This is a genomic window from Egicoccus halophilus (genome assembly GCF_004300825.1).
In the GTDB taxonomy this organism is placed as follows: Bacteria; Actinomycetota; Nitriliruptoria; order Nitriliruptorales; family Nitriliruptoraceae; genus Egicoccus; species Egicoccus halophilus.
This window is the reverse complement of record NZ_CP036250.1, coordinates 1,628,923-1,648,097: the sequence shown is the minus strand read 5'-3', so window position 1 is coordinate 1,648,097 and position 19,175 is coordinate 1,628,923. Positions and strand designations below refer to the sequence as shown.

The 19,175-nt window shown below is 73.1% G+C and carries 16 protein-coding genes and 1 tRNA gene; 5 read left to right on the top strand and 12 right to left on the bottom strand.

Annotated elements, in window-relative coordinates; all coding sequences use genetic code 11:
- Positions 1-19: 19 nt before the first annotated feature.
- The 12 genes from ELR47_RS07335 to ELR47_RS07280 all read right to left on the bottom strand — a co-directional run bounded on the left by ELR47_RS07335 (position 20) and on the right by ELR47_RS07280 (position 10,808).
- Positions 20-913 carry a sucrase ferredoxin gene (locus ELR47_RS07335; protein WP_130649301.1) on the bottom strand — a complete coding sequence of 298 codons (894 nt, stop codon included), beginning with the start codon at positions 911-913 and terminating at the stop codon, positions 20-22.
- Positions 910-2,076: a cupin domain-containing protein gene (locus ELR47_RS07330; RefSeq protein ID WP_130649300.1), complete on the bottom strand. Its 1,167-nt coding sequence runs from the start codon at positions 2,074-2,076 to the stop codon at positions 910-912. The genes ELR47_RS07335 and ELR47_RS07330 overlap by 4 nt, the downstream gene beginning before the upstream one ends.
- Position 2,077: 1 nt before the next feature.
- Positions 2,078-2,296 carry a hypothetical protein gene (locus tag ELR47_RS07325; RefSeq protein WP_130649299.1) on the bottom strand — a complete coding sequence of 73 codons (219 nt, stop codon included), beginning with the start codon at positions 2,294-2,296 and terminating at the stop codon, positions 2,078-2,080.
- A gap of 185 nt (positions 2,297-2,481) precedes the next feature.
- On the bottom strand, positions 2,482-2,799 hold the full coding sequence (locus ELR47_RS07320; protein ID WP_130649298.1) for a hypothetical protein: 318 nt from the start codon (positions 2,797-2,799) through the stop codon (positions 2,482-2,484).
- Positions 2,800-2,918: 119 nt separating this feature from the next.
- Positions 2,919-3,530, bottom strand: coding sequence for a hypothetical protein (locus ELR47_RS07315; RefSeq protein WP_130649297.1), 612 nt, complete (start codon positions 3,528-3,530; stop codon positions 2,919-2,921).
- A 681-nt stretch (positions 3,531-4,211) separates the two neighbouring features.
- Positions 4,212-4,288: transfer RNA gene (locus ELR47_RS07310), tRNA-Gly, on the bottom strand.
- A 61-nt stretch (positions 4,289-4,349) separates the two neighbouring features.
- Positions 4,350-4,829 carry a dUTP diphosphatase gene (dut, locus tag ELR47_RS07305; RefSeq protein WP_205745501.1) on the bottom strand — a complete coding sequence of 160 codons (480 nt, stop codon included), beginning with the start codon at positions 4,827-4,829 and terminating at the stop codon, positions 4,350-4,352.
- Between the two features lie 26 nt (positions 4,830-4,855).
- Positions 4,856-6,364, bottom strand: coding sequence for a WS/DGAT/MGAT family O-acyltransferase (locus ELR47_RS07300; protein ID WP_130649296.1), 1,509 nt, complete (start codon positions 6,362-6,364; stop codon positions 4,856-4,858).
- Positions 6,365-6,424: 60 nt separating this feature from the next.
- Entirely contained in the window at positions 6,425-7,189 is a 765-nt protein-coding gene (locus ELR47_RS07295) for a 3-hydroxyacyl-CoA dehydrogenase (protein WP_130649295.1), read from the bottom strand.
- Between the two features lie 104 nt (positions 7,190-7,293).
- Complete coding sequence (locus tag ELR47_RS07290) at positions 7,294-8,007, bottom strand: PIG-L deacetylase family protein (RefSeq protein WP_130649294.1); 714 nt, start codon at positions 8,005-8,007, stop codon at positions 7,294-7,296.
- 79 nt (positions 8,008-8,086) lie between these two features.
- The gene (locus ELR47_RS07285; protein WP_130649293.1) at positions 8,087-9,454 is read right to left on the bottom strand and encodes a cryptochrome/photolyase family protein; all 1,368 of its coding nucleotides are present in this window, start codon (positions 9,452-9,454) and stop codon (positions 8,087-8,089) included.
- Positions 9,455-9,590: 136 nt separating this feature from the next.
- Positions 9,591-10,808 carry an IS110 family RNA-guided transposase gene (locus ELR47_RS07280; protein ID WP_130649292.1) on the bottom strand — a complete coding sequence of 406 codons (1,218 nt, stop codon included), beginning with the start codon at positions 10,806-10,808 and terminating at the stop codon, positions 9,591-9,593.
- Between the two features lie 224 nt (positions 10,809-11,032).
- Here ELR47_RS07280 and ELR47_RS07275 point away from each other — a divergent pair, with 224 nt between their 5' ends.
- The 5 genes from ELR47_RS07275 (at position 11,033) to ELR47_RS07255 (ending at position 19,061) form a co-directional block, all read left to right on the top strand.
- Entirely contained in the window at positions 11,033-15,754 is a 4,722-nt protein-coding gene (locus ELR47_RS07275) for an Lhr family helicase (protein WP_130649291.1), read from the top strand.
- Positions 15,755-15,872: 118 nt separating this feature from the next.
- A complete protein-coding gene (locus ELR47_RS07270) occupies positions 15,873-16,049 on the top strand; it encodes a DUF1931 domain-containing protein (RefSeq protein ID WP_130649290.1) in 177 nt (58 codons plus the stop codon).
- Positions 16,050-16,221: 172 nt separating this feature from the next.
- A complete protein-coding gene (locus tag ELR47_RS07265) occupies positions 16,222-17,061 on the top strand; it encodes an Fpg/Nei family DNA glycosylase (RefSeq protein ID WP_130649289.1) in 840 nt (279 codons plus the stop codon).
- Positions 17,062-17,146: 85 nt separating this feature from the next.
- Positions 17,147-17,644 (top strand): MarR family winged helix-turn-helix transcriptional regulator, encoded by a 498-nt coding sequence (locus ELR47_RS07260; RefSeq protein ID WP_130649288.1) that lies wholly within the window; start codon positions 17,147-17,149, stop codon positions 17,642-17,644.
- Between the two features lie 124 nt (positions 17,645-17,768).
- A complete protein-coding gene (locus tag ELR47_RS07255) occupies positions 17,769-19,061 on the top strand; it encodes a citrate synthase (protein WP_130649287.1) in 1,293 nt (430 codons plus the stop codon).
- The last annotated feature ends 114 nt before the right edge of the window (positions 19,062-19,175 follow it).

Here is a 19,175-nt window from a genome sequence, read left to right as displayed (position 1 = left end):
TTCGACTCACCGTGCGTCGTCACTCGGACCGCAGGTCGACGAGCTCGTAGCGTGGCGCCCGGGCCGGCCCGCCGTGGCAGGTGAGCGGCACCGGCTCGGTGTCGTGTGCGGTCACCAGCTCGGCGCGCAGCCGCCCGCCACCCGGTTCGAGGAACCGCACGACGTGCCGGTCGCCCTGCCGCTCGACGTCCACCACCTCGATCGCGTCCGTGCCCTGCACGTCGAGCCGCTCCCGTACCAGCACCTCGGCCGCCTGGACCGGGAAGGCGTGGCAGGAACGACCCCGGAAGTGGCGCAGCTCGATGCGTCCACCCTCGTGGGCCGCCACGACGGTCCGGGCGCTGGCGGGGTCGAGCTGCCCGTAGAACAGCCCGTCGGGCAGGCACACGAGGTTGCCGGCGAACCGGTCACCGCCCACGTGCGAGCACTCCCAGACCCGCTGCCCCACCACCTCGGCGAGCTCCTGCGCGACGGGCAGGCCGAACTTGGCGCAGCAGGGGTCGTGCTTGCCGTTGGTGCACACGAGGTAGAGCGGATCGATCACCCGCACGCCCCCGACCGTGGTGCCCTCGCGCAGCCCCTGCAGGTCGAGGTCGAGCACGTCGTCGACGTGGTCGAGCTCGAGCGCCTCGAGCCAGCTGCCGTGCGCTGTCGTGACGCCCGCGTACAGCCGGCGTTCCGTGCCCAACGGCCGCTCCCCGCCCGGACGCCGCAGCAGCAGGACCCGGGCCGGCAGCTCGCGCGCCACCGCCTCCAGGTGGGCGGCCACCGACGGCGGCAGGTCGGACTCCGCGACCGCGTCGCGGCCCCACGGGCCGGGTTGCTCGAGCAGCAGCCACCGTCGTGCCCGTGAGGCGGTGCCCAACGGCCGCTCCCCGCGGGCGCGCGAGCCCATGGCGCAACGCCCGGTCACGCCCGGTCCTCGGCTCCCCGGTCGAGCGTGAGCAGCCCCTCCCGTACCAGCCGACGACAGAGCACCAAGCGGCTGCCCTCGTCGAGCTGGTCGTCGAGATCGACCGGCCGGAGCCGGTCCTGCGCGACGATCCGGCCCAGCGTGTCGGACAGAGCGGCCGGCAGCCGCAGTCGGCGGTCGGCCAGGACCAACTCGACCGCGTCGGCCGCCGCGACCACCCGGGCACCGGTGCCCGCACGCACGCGCAGCGGCGTGAGGTCGTCGAGTTCGTCCAGTGCGAGCAGGTCCCGGAGGCCACCGCGCCGATCCGGGACGCGGTTGGTCCAGAAGTCCTCGGCCGCGTCGGTCAGGGCGGCCTCGGCGTCCCCGGCACGCAGGGCGTCCGCCAGCGCCTCGAGACCGGCGGCGAGCTGCTCGCGGTGGGCCGTGGGCTCGTTCGCCCACCCGGCCGGCACCGTGGCGTCGAGATCCACCTCGGTCAACGCCCGGTCGAACACCCGGCGGGCCAGCGTCGACCACCGCATCGTCCGCACACCGATCGTCAGGTGCAGGGACGGCAGCTCGACGGTCTGCGCGGCGTGTCGGGTGCCCGCCGGCAGGTAGAGCACGTCACCGGGCTTGAGCTCGAGGTCCCACGGCTCGTCCTGCCCGGGCGGGTGCACGACCCAGCGCTTGACACCGTGGGTCTGGACCGCGAACACGTCGTGCGGGTCCTCGTGCAGGTGCAGGCCCTGTGCCACCGGTGGCGTGAGGTAGGCGTTGGCCTGCACCGGGTGGGTGAGCTCGGCCTCGAGGGCGCGGCACAGCTCGGCGACGGGTCGCCACGAGCGGTGCAGGCCCTGCAGCACCACGCTGGCGCCGTCGGCGAAGGCCGCGTGCACGGCGGCGACGTCGGCGAGGTCGTCGACCGGGCGCGATCCGATCCGCACGCGCCGGGTGACGCGGGAGGACGGCACCGTGGCCCCGTCCTTCACCAGCCGGAACGAGGGGGCGCGCAACCCCGCGGTGGCGACGATGTCGTCGACGTGGTCGAGCCCCAACAGGTCGTCGAAGACGTCGGGGGCGCCGGCCGGAATGTGCAACGGGGCCTTCCCGAACACGTCGTCCAGGAAGGCCCGAGCATCCCCGACCAGGCGCGCCAGGGACGAGGTGCTGGTCGTCATGTCAGGCGTCGGTCCCGTCGGCGTCCGCACCGTCGGTGGCGTCACCGTCGGCCGTGTCGGTCGCGTCACCGTCGCTGCCGTCGGCGTCGGCACCGTCGGCGTCGCCCGTGTCGCCGTCCTGGACGTCGGTGGCGTCGCCGTCCTGGACGTCGGCGGTCGGGCTGGTCGCCGTCCCGCCCACGGTCTCGATGTCGGCGTCGGTCAGACCCTGCACTCGCATCGGTGCCTCCTCGAAGTCGCTGAGAGATGCACCGAGCCTAGGCCCGCCGCACCGCGCCCGGGCGGGGCCGTCCGGGCAGGCCGGTAGCCATCCGCGCCCGAGGACGGCCCCACGCGAGCGTCGGTTCCGCAACCAGTCCGGACCGCGGCGACCCGTTCGCGCCCATGCCCGCTACGGGCCGAGCGTCACTTCTCGGCGAACTGCGCCGAGGCGGCCTGTTCACTGCCGGGGGCGACGTCCGGGCGCCAGGCCAGCATCGCGTCGGTCAGCCGTCCGTTGCGGGCGGTGAGGAACTGCCGCCGGGAGCGCGACGCCGAGTTGCGCGGGAGGCGGTGCAGCTCGGCCACGTTGGCGGCGATCTGGTGCTGCGCCGCCGCCGCGCAGCTGCGGGAACACACCGTCCCGACCGCGGAGTCGTCACCACAGACGACGCAGCCGGTCAGCTCGAGCGCGTCGAGATCCGCCGCCGTCGGCGGTGGAGAGGAGGAAGAGGGGATCAGCACGGTGGGCGCCTGTCGTCGAAGTCGGTAGACGCCAGGTCCCGTTGCTTGACACCCGACCAGACGACCGTACCGAGCCACTGGACAACCCGCAAGAGCGCTGATAGGCGCTGGCGAGAACGCTACGCGTGGCGGATCCAGCGACCACCGGAGGCTGCGACGTTCTGCCCGACGCGGCGCCGCGGAACCCGGACGCGACGCGTTCGACCCGGGCGCGACGAGTCGACGGCGCGACCCGCGTCCTGATCGACGGCGCGTCCCGCGTCCTGGTCGGCCGCCGGGCTCGCCACGGCTCCCCGACGCTTCCGGTCCTCCTCCTCCGCTTCGATCGCCGCTTCGATCGCCTTCGTGGCGGCGTGCCGCCCGAGCACCCGGTACGCCTCGAAGCGCTCACCGGTGTAGAGCTGGCTCGTCGTCGGGTTGGCCGGGAACACCTTGTCCTTGGCGGCGTAGGCCCGCACGTCCCAGGGGAGGTCGTCGACCAACGCCGGGCGCAGGTACACCAGGCGTCCCGTCGTCCCGGGTGCGTCGCGGAACCGATACTCCCCGAGCTGGTAGGGGCGGCGGAACCGGACCGGCGCGTCGGGATCCGACCGCGGCTCGAGCATCTCGCCGGGGTCGAGGTCGACGTCCACCCCGGGGTCGACGCGTGCCGCGGCCAGCGACTCCCCCAGCGCGGCGGCGAACGCCCCGGGTGGTCCCCCGACGCGTCCAGGCAGTAGATCTCGGTGCACCCGCGGCGCAGCAGTTCCACCAGGCCGAGGTTGTCGTCGTGGCCACCGTCGGTCACGTACAGGAACCGACGGTCCTTGCCGTGCGACCCGGCAACCTCCCGCAGCAGGGCGAAGGGCCTCGGCACCCCCGGGGCGCTGCACCAGTCGACGATCCGCGGATGGCGGCGGTGCCAGTGCAGCCACCGCCGCTTCAGACGACCGCGCCGCGTCGTCGCCCCGCGTGGCACCAGGTTCGGCCGGTACGGACCCCCGTCTGCGCGCCCGGGCTCGGACGGAACGCCCGACGCGACCACGGCCGCGACGTTCGAGGGGTTGGGCAACCAGACGCCGAGACGCAGGTTGGCCAGGGCCAGCAGGAACCGCAGCGAGGGACGCGTCATCTTCCCCATCGACGGGGCGATGGCCGCCCCGGAGATGGCGACCGCGGCCGGCACGGTGAGCCGCCCCCTTCGGCGGGTCGGCCGCTTGTCCGGCTTGTCCGCTGGCCGGTGCACACCGTTGACGTACCACTCGTAGTCACGGGTCGCCAGCCGACCGACGAGCCCTCCGCCGACCTCCCGGGGGCCGAAGACGAAAGGGTGCACCGCGGTCGGACGCAGCCGCTGCGGGCCGACGCACACCGGTCGACACGACGAGAACGAGCGACGGCCACCCCCGGAAGGGCGGCCGTCGCTCGTGTCGTGGAGCGGATGACGAGATTCGAACTCGCGACCTCCACCTTGGCAAGGTGGCGCTCTAGCCAACTGAGCTACATCCGCGTGCGGTTGGGAAAGGTAACCGGCCCGGCCGCGCGGAGCAAAACGGCGCAGCCGGGTGCGCTCAGCCGGCGCCGACGCCCCGCCCCGAGGACCCGAAACCACCCGCTCCACGCGCCGTGTCGTCCAACGCATCGACCTCCCGTACCAACGCACGTCCGACCCGCTGGAGCAACAGTTGCGCGACCCGCTCGCCCCGGGCGAGGGTGACCGGCTCGGCGCCCAGGTTGACCAGCAGCACCAGTACCTCGCCGCGGTAGCCGGCGTCGATCGTCCCGGGCGCATTGGCCACCGTCAGCCCGTGGCGACGCGCGAGTCCCGAGCGCGGATGGACGAGACCGACCCACCCCGGCGGGATCGCGAGCGCCAGTCCCGTCGGCACCGCGGCCCGCGCGCCGGGGGCGACGACGACCTCCTCGGTGCTGCTGAGGTCGAGCCCCGCGTCACCGGCATGGGCGTAGGTGGGCACGACCGCGTCCGGGTGCAGGCGTCGCACGGACAGGACCACGTCGTCGAACACGTCGTCACGCACGTCGTCGCTCACGTCGTCTCCTCGACCTCGCCGGGACGTCAGCGGTCGCGGGCGGTGGCGGTCACGGCGTCCGCGCACCGGCAGAGGTCGTCGAAGGCGTCGCGCAGGTACCCGGTGACCCGCTCGATGTCGGGCAGCGTGTCGTAGTCGGCCGTGAAGCCGAAGTTGAGCCAGCCGTCGGTCGAGGTCAGTCCGACCGCGTACGACTGGGTCGCGGTCAACGGCGTGAACGGGAACGACCCGATCAGTCGGGCGCCGAGGCAGTACACCGGTTGCTGCGGACCCGGGACGTTGGTGACCAGGAAGTTGAACAACCGGCTGTGCACGGCCGCCCGGGCGGCCATCGCGTGCAGCGTCGGCGGTGCGAACTCCCCCAACCCGATCAGGAAGTCGGCGCCGACGGCATGGTGGGTCGAGCGGACGCCGGCCATCGCCTCGTGGCAGATGCGCAACCGCTCGATCGGGTCCTGCTCGAACACCGGCAGGTCGACGAACACCGACACGACCCGGTTGCCCAACGCGTGTTGCTCGGATCCGGCGCGGGTGCTCACCGGCACCATGGCGCGCAACCACAGGCGGTCGGTCACCGCCCCGTGGCCACGCAGGTAGCGGCCCGTGGCGTCGGCGACGGCCGCCAGCACCACGTCGTTGACGGTCGTGCCGAACGTGTCCTTGACCCGCTTGGCCTCCTCGAGCGCGATGCGCTGGATGGCGAAGCGCCGGTGGGGACCGGGCGGCTGGTTGAGCAGGCTGCGCGGCGCGCCGTGCACGAGCGTCGCACGCGTCATCGAGGCGGCCACGCGACCCAGCGACATCGCCCGCCGCAGCGTGGTCGTCGGTGCGGCGACCAGCCGGCCACCCGCGGTCACCAGGGCGGCCGGGTTGCGCAACGCGTCGCGGGCGGCGTCGCGCAGCAACTGCCCGGCGCCGGGGGTGGGCGCCGGCGACCACGGCGACGGCGACGGCAACTGCGGCGCCACGTCGGGCTCGGTGTCCAGCAGCACGCTGGTCAGGTCGATGCCCGAACGCCCGTCGACCATCGCGTGGTGGGTCTTGTTGAGCACGGCGAACCGACCGTCCTCGAGCCCCTCGATGACGTAGAGCTCCCACAGCGGGCGGTCACGGTCCAGCGGACGCGACAGGATGCGGGCGCAGTACTCGCTCAACTGCTGGATCGAGCCCGGCCGCGGCAGCGCGGCGTGACGCACGTGGTAGGAGAGGTCGAAGTGCTCGTCGTCCACCCACACCGGATTGCCCACCGGCAGCGGCGGAGCGGCGAGCTTCTGCCGGTAGCGGGGCACCAGGGACAGTCGGGCACGCACCAGCCGCAGGAACCGGGTGTGGTCGAAGTCCTCCGGGCCGTCCGGACCGGTCGGACGGTCGAAGACCATCAGGCTGCCACCGTGCATGTGCCGGTCGGGCGCCTCCATCGACAGGAACACCGCGTCGAGGGCACTCAGCCGCTCGCCGTGCTCCCGGCCGTCGGCGTCCCGACCGGAACGGTCCCGACCGTCGCGGTCCCGCAGCTCACCGGCTCGCTCGTCCACGCGCGTCCTTTCGACCGCCTGTCGTGCGTCCCGGGCGAGCGTACTGCTCGCCGTCCGTCCTCAACGCGGCGCCATGCGCAGTGACCCGTCGAGCCGGATCACCTCGCCGTTGAGATAGGAGTTCTCGACGATCTGGCTGGCCAGCAGGCCGAACTCGTCGGGGCGTCCGAGGCGGTGCGGGTGCGGGATGTCCTCGGCCAGCGCGGTGCGCGCCTCCGCGGGCAGGCCGGCCAGCATCGGCGTGTCGAAGGTGCCCGGCGCGATGGTGCAGACCCGGATCTGGTGGCGGGCCAGGTCCCGCGCGACCGGCAGGGTCAGCCCGGCGACCCCGCCCTTGGAGGCGCTGTAGGCGGCCTGACCGATCTGGCCGTCGAAGGCGGCGATGGAGGCGGTGTTGACGATCACGCCGCGGTCGCCGTCGTCGGGCTCGTTGTACGCCATCGCCTGGGCGGCCAGGCGCAGGACGTTGAACGTGCCGATCAGGTTGACCTCGACGACCTTGCGGAACAGCTCGAGGTCGTGGGGGCCCTGCTTGCCCAGCACGCGCGACGCCCAGCCCACACCGGCGCAGTTGACCGCCACCCGCAACTCCCCGACCTCGCTGGCCTGGGCGATCGCCTCGGACACCGCGTCGGGGTCGGTCACGTCGGTGGGGACGAACCGTGCCCGCTCCCCCACCTGCTCGGCGGCGGCGTCCCCGTCGGCACTGGGCAGGTCGAGCAGCAGCACGTGCGCACCCTTGGCGTGCAGGGCCCGGGCGGTGGCGTTGCCGAGGCCGGAGGCACCTCCGGTGACGAGGGCGACGGAACGGTCGGTGAGCTGCACGATGGCCTCCAGGCACGGCGGACGTCGCAGCGACGCGACGGCGCGTCAGGCTAGCGAGCACGGGGCCGGTGCCCGCAGCCGCACGGTGTCCCGCCGGACCGCCCTCAGGGCGTGCGCAGCTCGAAGACCACGGCCGCGTCCACGCCGGCCTGCTTCCCGGCCTGCCGTGCCCAGGAGCGCAACTGCAGGATCGTGTCCTGCCCTCCCTCGTCGCCGAGCTCGCGCAGGTACACCTCGTGGTGGCGCAGGGACGCGATGCCGGCCTCGAGGTGGTCGCTGACGTCGACCACGTGGGTCGGTGCGGTCGAACCCGAGAACGCGACGAACTCGACCGGGTCGCACGGCTCGCCCTCCTCCGGGAACACCCAGGGGTTGGCGGCGTCGCGCGCGGCGTCGAGCATCGCCACGCCGACCGCCCGGTGATCGACGTGGTTCCAGCTGGTCCCGCCCCACGAGTCGCGGTAGCTGATGCCGATCAGCACGTCGGGGCGGTGGCGACGGATCGCCGCGGCGAGGTCCCGGCGCAGGACGAGGTCGGCGACCACGAGCCCGTCGGGGTGGTCGAGGAACTCGAGCACCTCGACCCCGATCTCGTCGCAGCTGGCGCGCTGCTCGCGTTCGCGCAGCGGCGCGGCCTCGTCGGGTGGGATGGTCGCGATGCCGGCCTCGCCTCGCGTGACCAGCAGGTAGCGCACGTCCTTGCCCTGCGCGGTCCAGCGGGCCACGGCGCTGGCGGCGCCCCACTCCATGTCGTCGGGATGGGCCACGATGGCCAGCGCCCGGTCCCAGTCCTCCGGCAGGGTCTCGAGCTCGCCCATGGGGTCCCTCCTCCGTCTCGACGTCTGTCTGCGGGGCACGCTAGGTCACCGGATGCCACCTGTCCGCACGCGGGCGGGGTCACCGTCCGCGCGCGCTCAGGAACCGCTCGCGGGCCTCGGCGTGGTCGACCAGTGGGGCGGGGTAGCCGTCGTCCACACCGGCGAACAGCGTGTCCCGCGCGGCCCACGGTTCGTGCACCGCGCCGCCGGGCAGGTCGGCCAGCTCGGGCACGTGAGCCCGCACGTAGCCCCCGTCAGGATCGAAGCGCTGCCCCTGCGTGACCGGGTTGAACATGCGGTTGGGGCGCGAGTCGGTGCCCGTCCCGGCCACCCACTGCCACTGCGCGAAGTTGTTGGCGAGGTCGCCGTCGACCAGCCAGTCCATGAAGTGCCAGGCACCGAGCCGCCAGTCGACGTAGAGGTGCTTGGTCAGGAACGACGCGGTCAGCAGCCGCACCCGGTTGTGCATCCACCCCTCGCGGCGCAGTTGCCGCATGCCGGCGTCGACCACCGGATAGCCGGTCTCCCCGGCCTGCCAGGCGGCGAACGCCTCCTCGTCGACGCGCCAACGGTCACCGCGGCCGCGCAGCTCGGCGTACGGCAGGTCCGGGTTGGCGGCCAGCAGCTGGGTGTTGAACTCGCGCCAGCACAGCTGGCGGACGAACGACTCGTGGCCGGTGCGGCGACGGTCGACCCGCGCGTCGATCTCCGCCGGCGACAGGCAGCCGAAGTGCAGGTCCGCGGAGAGCCGGGACGTGTGCGCCGCCAGCCGGTCCCGGGTGTAGGCGTAGCCGGCCACCTCGTTCGCCTCGAACCAGGCGTCGAGGCGCTCGCGGGCCGCGGTCTCGCCGCCGGTCAGGACCTCGGGCGAGCGCTCGCCCTCGACCAGCGCGTGCCAGGCCGGGAGGTCACCGGGCACGACCGCGTCCGGCAGCACCACCTCGTCGGGCGGTGCGAGCAGTGGCCGGCGGCGCTGTGCCTCCCATCGGCGCCAGTACGGCGTGAACACGCGGAAGTGGTCGCCGCCGGTGGGGCGGACCGCCTCGGGCGCCACCACCGTGACGCCCGGATGCTGGGAGACGCTGAACCCGTGCTCGGCACCACGTGCCTGCAGGCCCGCGACCCGGCGTCGGGCGTGGGCGCTGTGGTCGGCCGACAGGCGGACGCGGTCGGCGCCGGTGACGCGACAGACCTCGACGACCTCGGCGAGGGTGTCGCCGCGCCGGACGACGAGGTCGCCACCGCGCTCGCGCAGCCGGGCCCGCAGGTCGGTGAGCGCCTCGACGAGGTAGCCGATCCGGTTGGGCGCGGCGTAGCGCGAGGCCAGGATGCCGGTGTCGAGCACGAACAGCGGCACGACGCGGTCGGCCTCGGCCGCGGCGGCGGCGAGCGCCGGGTGGTCGGTCACCCGCAGGTCGCGGGTGAACAGGACGACGGTGGTGGTCACGATCGGGTCCGACGATGGCAGCGAGCAGGCGAGGGAATTCGACGCCGTCGCGGCGGTGGACGGGAGGACGGCGGACGGAGGAGACCCGGACCGGCGGTGTCCCGACCGCCGGCTAGATATCCCACGGTCGTAGGTGTCAAGCAGCCAGGGTGAGCCGGTGTGCCCAGGCGATGTGTTCGTCGTAGAGGGTGTGGTGGCGTAGGCAGCCGTGGAGGATGCCCACGAGCCGGTTGCCGAGGGCGCGCAGGGCGCGGTGGTGGGTGTCGCCCGCGGCGCGGCGTTGGTCGTAGAAGGCGCGTGCGCCGGGGCTGGCGGTGATGGCGGAGAAGGCCCACTGGTAGCAGGCGTCAGCCAGGCGTTTGTTGCGGGCGTAGCGGGCGAGCACGACGTGGTGTTTGCCGGAGGCTTTGGTGATCGGTGACGTGCCGGCGTAGTTCTTGCGAGACTTCGCGGTGTCGTAGCGGTTCGGGTCATCGCCGAACTCTGCGAGCACCCGGGCGCCGAGGATCATCCCCAGTCCTGGCAGGGAACGGATGATCTTGGCGTCCGGGTGCGCCTCAAAACGTTCGTTCAACTGCTGTTCGAGCTGGCTGATCTGGGTCTGGATCGTGGCGATGACCGCGACCAGCGAGGACACCACCTCGCCCATCGTGTCGGCGACGATGGCGGGGGCGTGGAGATGCTCGGCGCGCAGGGCGGTCTGGATCTCGATGGTGCGCCGGTCGATGTTGCGTTGCCGGCCCCCACGCCGGAGTGCCGCGGCGATCTTGGATCGTGACAGCCGCCGGCCCTGCTCAGGCGTCGACGCAACCGCCAAGAGCGCCAGCGCGTCACCCGACGCCAGATCGTCGAACGCTTCGAGTGCAGCGGGGTAGAACTCCCGCAACGTCGAGCGCAGCTGGTTGGCCTGCCGCTGACGGGTCCACACCAGCCCCTGATGGGCCCGTGCGAGCACCTTGACCGCGACGGCGAGCTCGCTGTCGCCGGCCACGGGCCGGTGGTTGCGCACATCGGTGCGGGCCAGGTCGGCTAGCACCTTGGCGTCCCCGGGGTCGGACTTCGCACCCGAGGTCGAGTGCCGTGTCCGGTAGGCGGCGGTCGAGACCGGGTTCACCGCGAACACCCGGTAGCCGGCAGCCACCAGCGCGGCGACGAACAGGCCCCGGTCGGTCTCTGTCGCGATCACCACGCTGGCCGGGTCCTGGGCGTGCTCGGCGATCAGGGCATGGAACCTGGCGATCCCTTCGACCCCGTCAGCTAGTCGCACCTGCGCGAGCTGCCGACCCTCGCGGTCCTGCAGGTGAACGTCGTGATGATCCTCTGCCCAATCGTGTCCTACGAACAACGCATCCATCGTCCTCCCGATCGTCGTGTGAGCCGAGGCGACCAGCAGCGCCCTAATGGTTCAGTGCTCGAAGCACGTCATCCCACCAGCCATCAAGGTCGACCTCACCGACCAGCCGGCGCACGATCTAGCCGTAGAACTCGAGGTCCTGCGTCATACAGTGCTGACCGACCGGCGGCTCTCGACCATCCTGCAGTAACACCGGACGGTCGACACCCATTAGCGTCGCCGCGATGAGCGACCCGAAGCCCGCAGACCGCCCGCGCGACGACCCGGTCGACGACGCCGACGCGGTCCTGTCCCGCTTCAGCCCGCCGGTGCGCACGTGGTTCGCGACCACCTTCGCGGCGCCGACCGGCGCGCAGGTCCAGGGCTGGCCGGCGATCGCGGCGGGCGAGCACACCCTGATCCTCGCGCCGACCGGCTCGGGCAAGACGCTGACCGCGTTCCTGTGGGCGATCGACCGGCTCATGACCGCGCCGGTGCCGGCCAAGGACCAACGGCTGCGGGTGGTGTACGTCTCCCCGCTGCGGGCCCTGGCCGTCGACGTCGACCGCAACCTGCGGGCCCCGATCGAGGGCATCCGCCTCGCGGCCGAGCGGCTCGGGCACGGTGGCCGGGGCGGGGACGCCGCGACGGCGGTGCACCGGCCCGAGGTCGGCGTGCGGACCGGGGACACACCCGCGAGCGAGCGCGAACGCCTGCGCCGCACCCCGCCGGACGTGTTGATCACCACGCCCGAGTCGCTGTACCTGATGCTGACGTCGCGGGCACGCGAGACGCTGCGTTCCGTCGAGACCGTCATCATCGACGAGATCCACGCGCTCGCACCCACCAAGCGCGGCAGCCACCTCGCGCTCAGCCTCGAACGGCTCGAGCACGAGGTCCGCCACGGCGGGCTCGAACCCGACCAGGCACCGCGGCCCGCGCCGCAGCGGGTGGCGCTGTCGGCCACGCAACGACCGCTCGACGAGGTCGCCCGGTTCCTCGGCGGGCAGGAGCAGGGGCGCCCACGGCCGGTGACGATCGTCGACGCCGGGGTGCGCAAGCCACTGGAGTTGCAGGTCGTCGTCCCGGTCGAGGACATGGGCGACCTCGGCTCGGAGCTGCCGAGCGAGGACGCGCTGCCGCTGTCCGGCGGTCCCGCCGCGGCCGGGCCGGCGCGACGCTCGATCTGGCCGGCGGTGCACCCACGGCTGCTCGACTTCGTGCTCGAGCACCGATCGACGCTGATCTTCGTCAACGCCCGCCGGCTCGCCGAACGCCTGGCCGCCAAGCTCAACGAGCTGCACGCCCTGCGTGAGCACGAGGCGAGTCTGCGGGCGCAGGGCCTGCAGGGAGCGGAGCTCGAGGCGGCACTCGACGACTACGGGCGGGACCGCGACGCCCCACCGCCCGAGCTGGTCAAGGCCCACCACGGCTCGCTGTCACGCGAGCGGCGCCTCGCCATCGAGGACGAGCTCAAGTCCGGGCGGCTGCGCGGACTCGTCGCGACCTCCTCGCTGGAGCTCGGCATCGACATGGGCGCGGTCGACCTGGTCGTGCAGGTCGCCTCCCCCGGTGCGGTCAGCCGCGGCCTGCAGCGCATCGGCCGTGCCGGCCACCAGGTCGGCGAGCCCTCGCGCGGGGTGCTGTTCCCCAAGTACCGCGGGGACCTGGTCGAGACCGCCGTCGTCGTGCAGCGCATGCACGCGGGCGAGATCGAGTCGACCCGCTACCCGCGCAACCCGCTCGACGTGCTCGCCCAGCAGGTCGTGGCGATGGTCGCGCTCGAGGAGTGGACGATCGAGGACCTCGCCGAGGTCGTGCGCCGGGCGGCGCCGTTCGCCGAGTTGGCCGACGAGGTGCTGTTCGCCGTGCTCGACCTGCTCGCGGGCCGCTACCCGTCCGACGAGTTCAGCGAGCTGCGACCCCGGCTGGTGTGGGACCGCGTGGCGGGGACGGTGCGGGGCCGCGCCGGCGCGCAGCGCCTGGCGGTCACCAACCCGGGGACCATCCCCGACCGGGGCCTGTTCGGCGTGTTCCTGCCCGACGGCACGCGGGTCGGCGAGCTCGACGAGGAGATGGTCCACGAGTCGCGGCCCGGCGAGACGTTCGTGCTCGGCGCCTCGACCTGGCGCATCGAGGACATCACCCACGAGCGGGTCGTGGTCACCCCCGCGCCCGGTGAGCCCGGCAAGCTGCCGTTCTGGCACGGTGACGGCCCCGGGCGGCCGCTCGAGCTCGGCCGGGCCATCGGCACCTTCCACCGCGAGGTCCACGCCGCCGCCGGCGACGACCGCGACGCCGAGGTGGCCCGGCTGCGCGAGCAGGCCGACCTCGACCCGTGGGCGGCCGACAACCTCGTGGCCTACCTCGAGGAGCAGGCACAGGTCACCGGCGCGCTGCCCGACGACCGGACGATCGTCGTCGAGCGCTTCCGCGACGAGCTCGGCGACTGGCGGGTGTGCCTGCTCTCGCCGTTCGGGGCGCAGGTCCACGCGCCGTGGGCGATGGCGATCGAACGCCGCCTGCGTGCGGTCGGACTCGATCCGGAGATGCTGTGGGCCGACGACGGGATCGTCGTGCGACTGCAGGAGGCGGAGGAGGAGCTTCCTCTCGAGGAGCTGCTGATCGACCCCGACGAGGTCGAGTCGCTGGTCGTGGACCAGCTCGCCGGCACGGCCCTGTTCACGACCGTGTTCCGCGAGGCCGCCGGCCGGGCGCTGCTGCTGCCCAAGCGCCGCCCGGGCCAGCGCACGGCCCTGTGGCAGCAACGCCAGCGCGCCGCCGACCTGCTCCAGGTCGCCTCGCGCTACCCGAGCTTCCCGATCCTGCTCGAGGCCACGCGCGAGTGTCTGCAGGACGTGTTCGACCTGCCCGGACTGCGCGACCTGCTGCGCGACCTGCGGGCGCGCAAGGTGCGCCTGGTCACCGTCGAGACCCCCTCGGCGTCCCCGTTCGCCCAGTCGCTGCTGTTCGGCTGGGTCGGGCAGTACATGTACGAGTACGACGCACCGCTGGCCGAGCGTCGCGCGGCGGCACTGGCGTTGGACGCCGATCTGCTGCGTGAACTGCTCGGCGGCGACGAGTTGCGCGAGCTGCTCGACGCCGACGTGCTTGCCGCCCTCGAGCGCGAGCTCCAGCATCTCGCGCCGCTGGACGCCCCCGCCGGGGTGGGCGAGGTCGAGGCGGGCCTCGACCGTCGGGCCCGGGACGCCGACGAACTGCACGACGTGCTGCGCCGACTGGGCGAGCTGACCGCGGCCGAGCTCGCCGAGCGGGCCGTCGAGGACCCGACCGGCTGGCTGGAGCAGCTGCTGACCGAGCGCCGCGCCATCGAGGTCCGCCTCGGCGGCGAGGTGCGCTACGCCGCCGCCGAGGACGCGAGCCGGCTGCGCGACGCGATCGGCGTGGCCCTGCCGCCGGGCCTGCCCGCGGCCTTCACCGACCCCGTCGACGACCCGCTCGGCGACCTCGTCGCCCGCTACGCCCGCACCCACGGCCCGTTCCCCATCGGTGAGTGCGCGGCCCGGCTGACGCTCCCGGTCGAACGGGTCGAGGCGACCCTGCGCTGGCTGGAGCGCCAGGACCGGGTCCTGCATGGCGAGTTCCGACCGGGGGGCGTGCAGCGTGAGTGGGTCGACCGCGAGGTGCTGCGCCGGCTCAAGCGACGCTCGCTCGCGGCGCTGCGGGCCGAGGTCGAGCCGGTCGACGCCGGGGCGCTGGGCCGGTTCCTGCCCGTGTGGCAGCAGGTGCGGGCGGCGTCGGGCGGCTCGCGACGCGGACTCGACGCGCTGGTGGAGACGGTCGGGCAGCTGCAGGGGGTGCCGGTGCCGGCGTCGGTGCTCGAGGCCGACGTGCTGCCGGCCCGCCTCGATGGCTACCGGGCCAGTGACCTCGACCAGCTCGTGGCCGCCGGTGAGGTGGTGTGGCTGGGGGTCGAACCGCTCGGTGCCAGCGACGGACGGGTGGTGCTGTGCTTCCGTGACCAGGTGGCGCTGCTGGCACCCGAACCGGTCGGCGAACCGCCCGAGGGCGACGTGCACGACGCCCTGCGTGCGCACCTCGCGCAGCGGGGTGCGTCGTTCTGGCCCGAGTTGTTCGCCGCCTCGGGGGTCGCCGACCAGGATCTCGTGTTGGCCGCCCTGTGGGACCTCGTGTGGGCCGGCGAGGTCACCAACGACACCTACGCGCCGGTCCGTGCCCTGGGGGCGCCGCGGCGCGGTGGTACCGGCGGGCGGGGTGGCCGCCCACGTCCGGGACGGCTCACCCGCCTGGGACCGCCGTCGGCCCAGGGGCGCTGGTCGCTGACCCGGGACCTGCTCACCCCCGCCCCGACCCGGACCGAGCGCACCCATGCGCTCGCCGAGCAGCTGCTCGAGCGCCACGGGGTGCTCACCCGGGAGGCGCTGCGTGTCGAGTCGATCGTTGGCGGGTTCAGTGCGGTCTATCCGGTGCTCAAGGCGATGGAGGAGGCCGGTCAGGTCCGGCGCGGCTACGTCGTCTCCGGCCTCGGAGCGGCGCAATTCGCCGTTTCCGGGGCGATGGACCGCCTTCGCGGACATCGGGAGGTGCCCGAGGAGGAGCTGTACGTCGACGCCGCCGACCGTGGCGAGGGCCGGGTCGTGCTTCTCGCCGCCACCGACCCGGCCCAGCCCTACGGCGCCGCGTTGCCCTGGCCCGACAGCCCGGGGCGACCCGCGCGGGCGGCCGGCGCGTTCGTGCTCCTCGTGGACGGTCGACCGGCGCTGTTCATCGAGCGCGGCGGGCGCAGCCTGGCCACCTTCGGCCATCCGCAGCCACCGCAGCGATGGCTCGCCGCCCTGGGGTGGCTGGTCAGCGGCGGCCGGCTGCGCAAGCTCGAGGTCACCCGGGTGGACGGCGTCGCCGTCCACGAGCAGCCCACGTGGGTCGCGGCCCTGGAGCAGGCCGGCTTCACCGTCGGCTACCGGGGTCTGACGCGTCGTTCCTGAGCCGCCCGTCGCGTGGCCGGGCCCCTTCGGCGCGGGTCGGGTGCTGGCGTTGTGTGCAGCACGGGTTCTATGGTCCCCGGCCGGTCCGCTCCCGAAATTCACACCGAAGGAGACCGTCATGGCGGAATCGCTGATCGTGCAGAGCAAGGTGAAGGAGGCCGTCAAGGGCCTCGAGCTGCGGATGGACTCGAGCCTTCCCGACGCGCTCAACGAAAAGATCAACGCGCTGCTCCAGGACGCCGCTGCGCGTGCCAAGGAGAACGGCCGCGGCACCCTGCGTCCGTACGACCTCTGAGAGCAGCGTCGGTGGGAGCGGCTCACGCCGCATCCCACCGTCGGCCGGCCTTCCGCCGGCCACCGGACACCGACGAGCCCCCGCCGCGTGCGGGGGCTCGTCGCGTGTGTCGGCGTTGCCGGGGCGGTGGTGCGCGCCGTGGCGGGTCGCCGACGCGTCGTACGCTGAGTTCATGCCCGAGGGAGACACGATTCATCGCACGGCCGCGGCGCTGCGCCCGGTGCTGGTCGGCAAGCCGCTGACCCGCGTCGAGGTCCCGCGTGTCCGACCGCCGCTACCGGCGATCGGCGCGACCGTCGAACGGGTCGAGGCCCGTGGCAAGCACCTGCTCATCACCACCTCCGACGGCCTGGTCGTGCACACCCATCAGCGCATGACCGGTTCGTGGCACGTCTACCGGCCGGGTGAGCGGTGGCGGAAGTCGCCGCGGGCGGCCCGGGTCGTGCTGGCGGTCCCCGGTGCGGTGGCGGTGTGCTTCGCCGCACCGGTCGTCGAAATCCTCGACCAGTCCGGGCTGCGCCGTCATCCCGCCCTGCGACGGCTCGGTCCGGACCTGTGCGACCCCGCACCCGACCTCGACGAGGTGCGCCAACGCGTCGCCCGCCAGGACCCGTCGCGTGCGATCGGCGAGGTACTGCTCGACCAGACCGTCGCGTGCGGGATCGGCAACGTCTACCGCTGCGACGTCGCGTTCCTCCACGGCGTCGACCCGCACGCCGTGCTCGGGACGGTGCCCGACACGGTGGTCGACGCCCTGTTCGCCACGGCCGGCCGGCTGCTGCGCGCCAACCTCGACGCCGCCGAGCGCACGACCGTGACCGGCGCACCACCGGGGACGTTGTGGGTGTACGGCCGCGGCGCCCAGCCCTGTCGACGCTGCGGGATCCCGGTGGCGTCGGGACATCTCGGTGAGCAGCAGCGCCTCGTGTACTGGTGCCCGCTCTGTCAGCCGTCCGGGGCCACCGGCACCGTCACGGTCCAGGACGCCGGAGCGGACGACACGGTCGGCTGACCGGCATGCTGGGGGCCGGGACATCGGCGCGGTCGCGTCGGCCTTCGCGGACCGCGCCCCGCGGCGCGGGGTACGCTGCGCCGCCATGAGCACGAGCACCGCAGCGACCTCCCCGACCGACCGCCCGGGCCGGATCCCCGCCGAACGCCTGGCGGCCTGGCGGGCGTTCCTCGAGGCGCACGCGCGCGTGACCGAGGTCCTCGCCCGCGAGTTGCGTGACGAGGTGGACCTGCCGCTGGCCTGGTACGACGTGCTGGTGCACCTGCAGGAGGCGGACGACCAGCGCCTGCGCATGCAGGAGCTCGCCGAGGCGGTGCTGCTGTCCAAGAGCGGCCTGACCCGGCTGGTCGATCGCATGGAGTCGGAGGGGCTCGTGCGACGGGCGGCCTGCCCCGACGACCGTCGCGGCACCTTCGCGGAGCTGACCGAGCACGGGTTCGCCACGCTCAAGGCGACCGCTCCGACGCACCTGCGGGGGGTCGACGAGCACTTCACGTCCCTGCTCGACGAGGACGAGGCCCGCGTGCTCGCCGCCGCGCTGCAGCGCATCGCCGAGCGCGCGCGGGACACCGGCTCGGCCTGACGCGCCCGGACCACCGTCGGCGTCTGCCTCCCCGGCCGAGCCCCGAGAACGCGGTCGGGCGACGCGCCCGCTAGTTTCGGGGGTGATCCCCGCCGCTCTCGACCTACCAGGAGACCCCTGCCCGATGAGCGAAAACAAGGACACGCTCACCATCACCGACAACCGCACCGGGCGCACCTACGAGGTCCCGGTCGAGGACGGCGCGATCCGGGCGATGGACCTGCGCCAGATCAAGGTGGACGACGACGACTTCGGCCTGCTCGCCTACGACCCGGCGTTCAAGAACACGGCCAACGTCCGCAGCGACGTCACCTTCATCGACGGCGACGCCGGCATCCTGCGCTACCGCGGCTACCCGATCGAGCAGCTCGCGGACAACTCGTCGTTCCTCGAGGTCGCCTACCTGCTCATCAACGGCGAGCTGCCGACGCAGGACCAGCTCGACGGGTGGGTGTACGAGATCACGCACCACACGTTCATCCACGAGAACATCAAGCAGTTCATGGACGGGTTCCACCACGACGCGCACCCGATGGGGATGCTCGTGTCGACGGTCGGGGCCCTGTCGACCTTCTACCCCGAGGCCAAGGACATCGGTGACGCCGACAACCGGCACAAGCAGATCGTCCGGCTGATCGCGAAGTTCCCGACGCTGGCGTCCTTCGCCTACCGGCACTCGGTCGGGATGCGCTACGCCTATCCCGACAACGACCTGTCGTTCGCGGGCAACTTCCTCAACATGATGTGGAAGACCACCGAGCTCAAGTACGAGCCGGACCCGGTGCTCGAGCGTGCCATGGACGTGCTGCTCATCCTGCACGCCGACCACGAGCAGAACTGCTCGACGACCACCATGCGCACCATCGGATCGTCGGACGCCGACCCCTACTCGGCGGCGGCCGGTGCCACCTCGGCGCTGTACGGACCCAAGCACGGCGGCGCCAACGAGGCCGTGCTGACGATGCTCGAGGAGATCGGCTCGGTCGATCAGATCCCCGACTACGTCAAGGCCGCCAAGGAGGGCAAGTTCCGCCTGATGGGCTTCGGCCACCGGGTGTACAAGAACTACGACCCGCGCGCGAAGGTGATCCGCCAGCTCGCCCACGAGGTGTTCGAGGTCACCGGCAAGAACGCGCTGCTCGACATCGCGGTGGAGCTCGAGAAAATCGCGCTCGAGGACGAGTACTTCGTCCAGCGCAAGCTCTACCCCAACGTCGACTTCTACTCGGGGATCATCTACCAGGCGATGGGCTTCCCGACCTCGATGTTCCCCGTGCTGTTCGCCATGGGGCGCATCCCTGGCTGGCTCGCGCACTGGCAGGAGAACCTGCTCGACAGCGAGCAGGCCATCGTCCGGCCCCGCCAGCTCTACGTCGGCGAGGGCGAGCGCGACTACGTCCAGGTCACCGACCGCTGACCGGAAGCGCTCCACCCACGCACTCGGCGACGGCCGGCGCCCCAGGCGCCGGCCGTCGACGTCCCCACCGGCCTTCTCACGCCGGTTCACCGCGCTCCCCTCACGCGTGTTGGC

Bases quoted from the DNA above. Each gene is read 5' to 3' on its own strand.
- ELR47_RS07280 (WP_130649292.1), bottom strand. From the start codon at position 10,808: ATGGATGCGTTGTTCGTAGGACACGATTGGGCAGAGGATCATCACGAC.
- ELR47_RS07325 (WP_130649299.1), bottom strand. From the start codon at position 2,296: ATGCGAGTGCAGGGTCTGACCGACGCCGACATCGAGACCGTGGGCGGG.
- ELR47_RS07265 (WP_130649289.1), top strand. From the start codon at position 16,222: ATGCCCGAGGGAGACACGATTCATCGCACGGCCGCGGCGCTGCGCCCG.
- ELR47_RS07330 (WP_130649300.1), bottom strand. From the start codon at position 2,076: ATGACGACCAGCACCTCGTCCCTGGCGCGCCTGGTCGGGGATGCTCGG.
- ELR47_RS07255 (WP_130649287.1), top strand. From the start codon at position 17,769: ATGAGCGAAAACAAGGACACGCTCACCATCACCGACAACCGCACCGGG.
- ELR47_RS07275 (WP_130649291.1), top strand. From the start codon at position 11,033: ATGAGCGACCCGAAGCCCGCAGACCGCCCGCGCGACGACCCGGTCGAC.
- ELR47_RS07270 (WP_130649290.1), top strand. From the start codon at position 15,873: ATGGCGGAATCGCTGATCGTGCAGAGCAAGGTGAAGGAGGCCGTCAAG.
- ELR47_RS07260 (WP_130649288.1), top strand. From the start codon at position 17,147: ATGAGCACGAGCACCGCAGCGACCTCCCCGACCGACCGCCCGGGCCGG.
- ELR47_RS07290 (WP_130649294.1), bottom strand. From the start codon at position 8,007: ATGGGCGAGCTCGAGACCCTGCCGGAGGACTGGGACCGGGCGCTGGCC.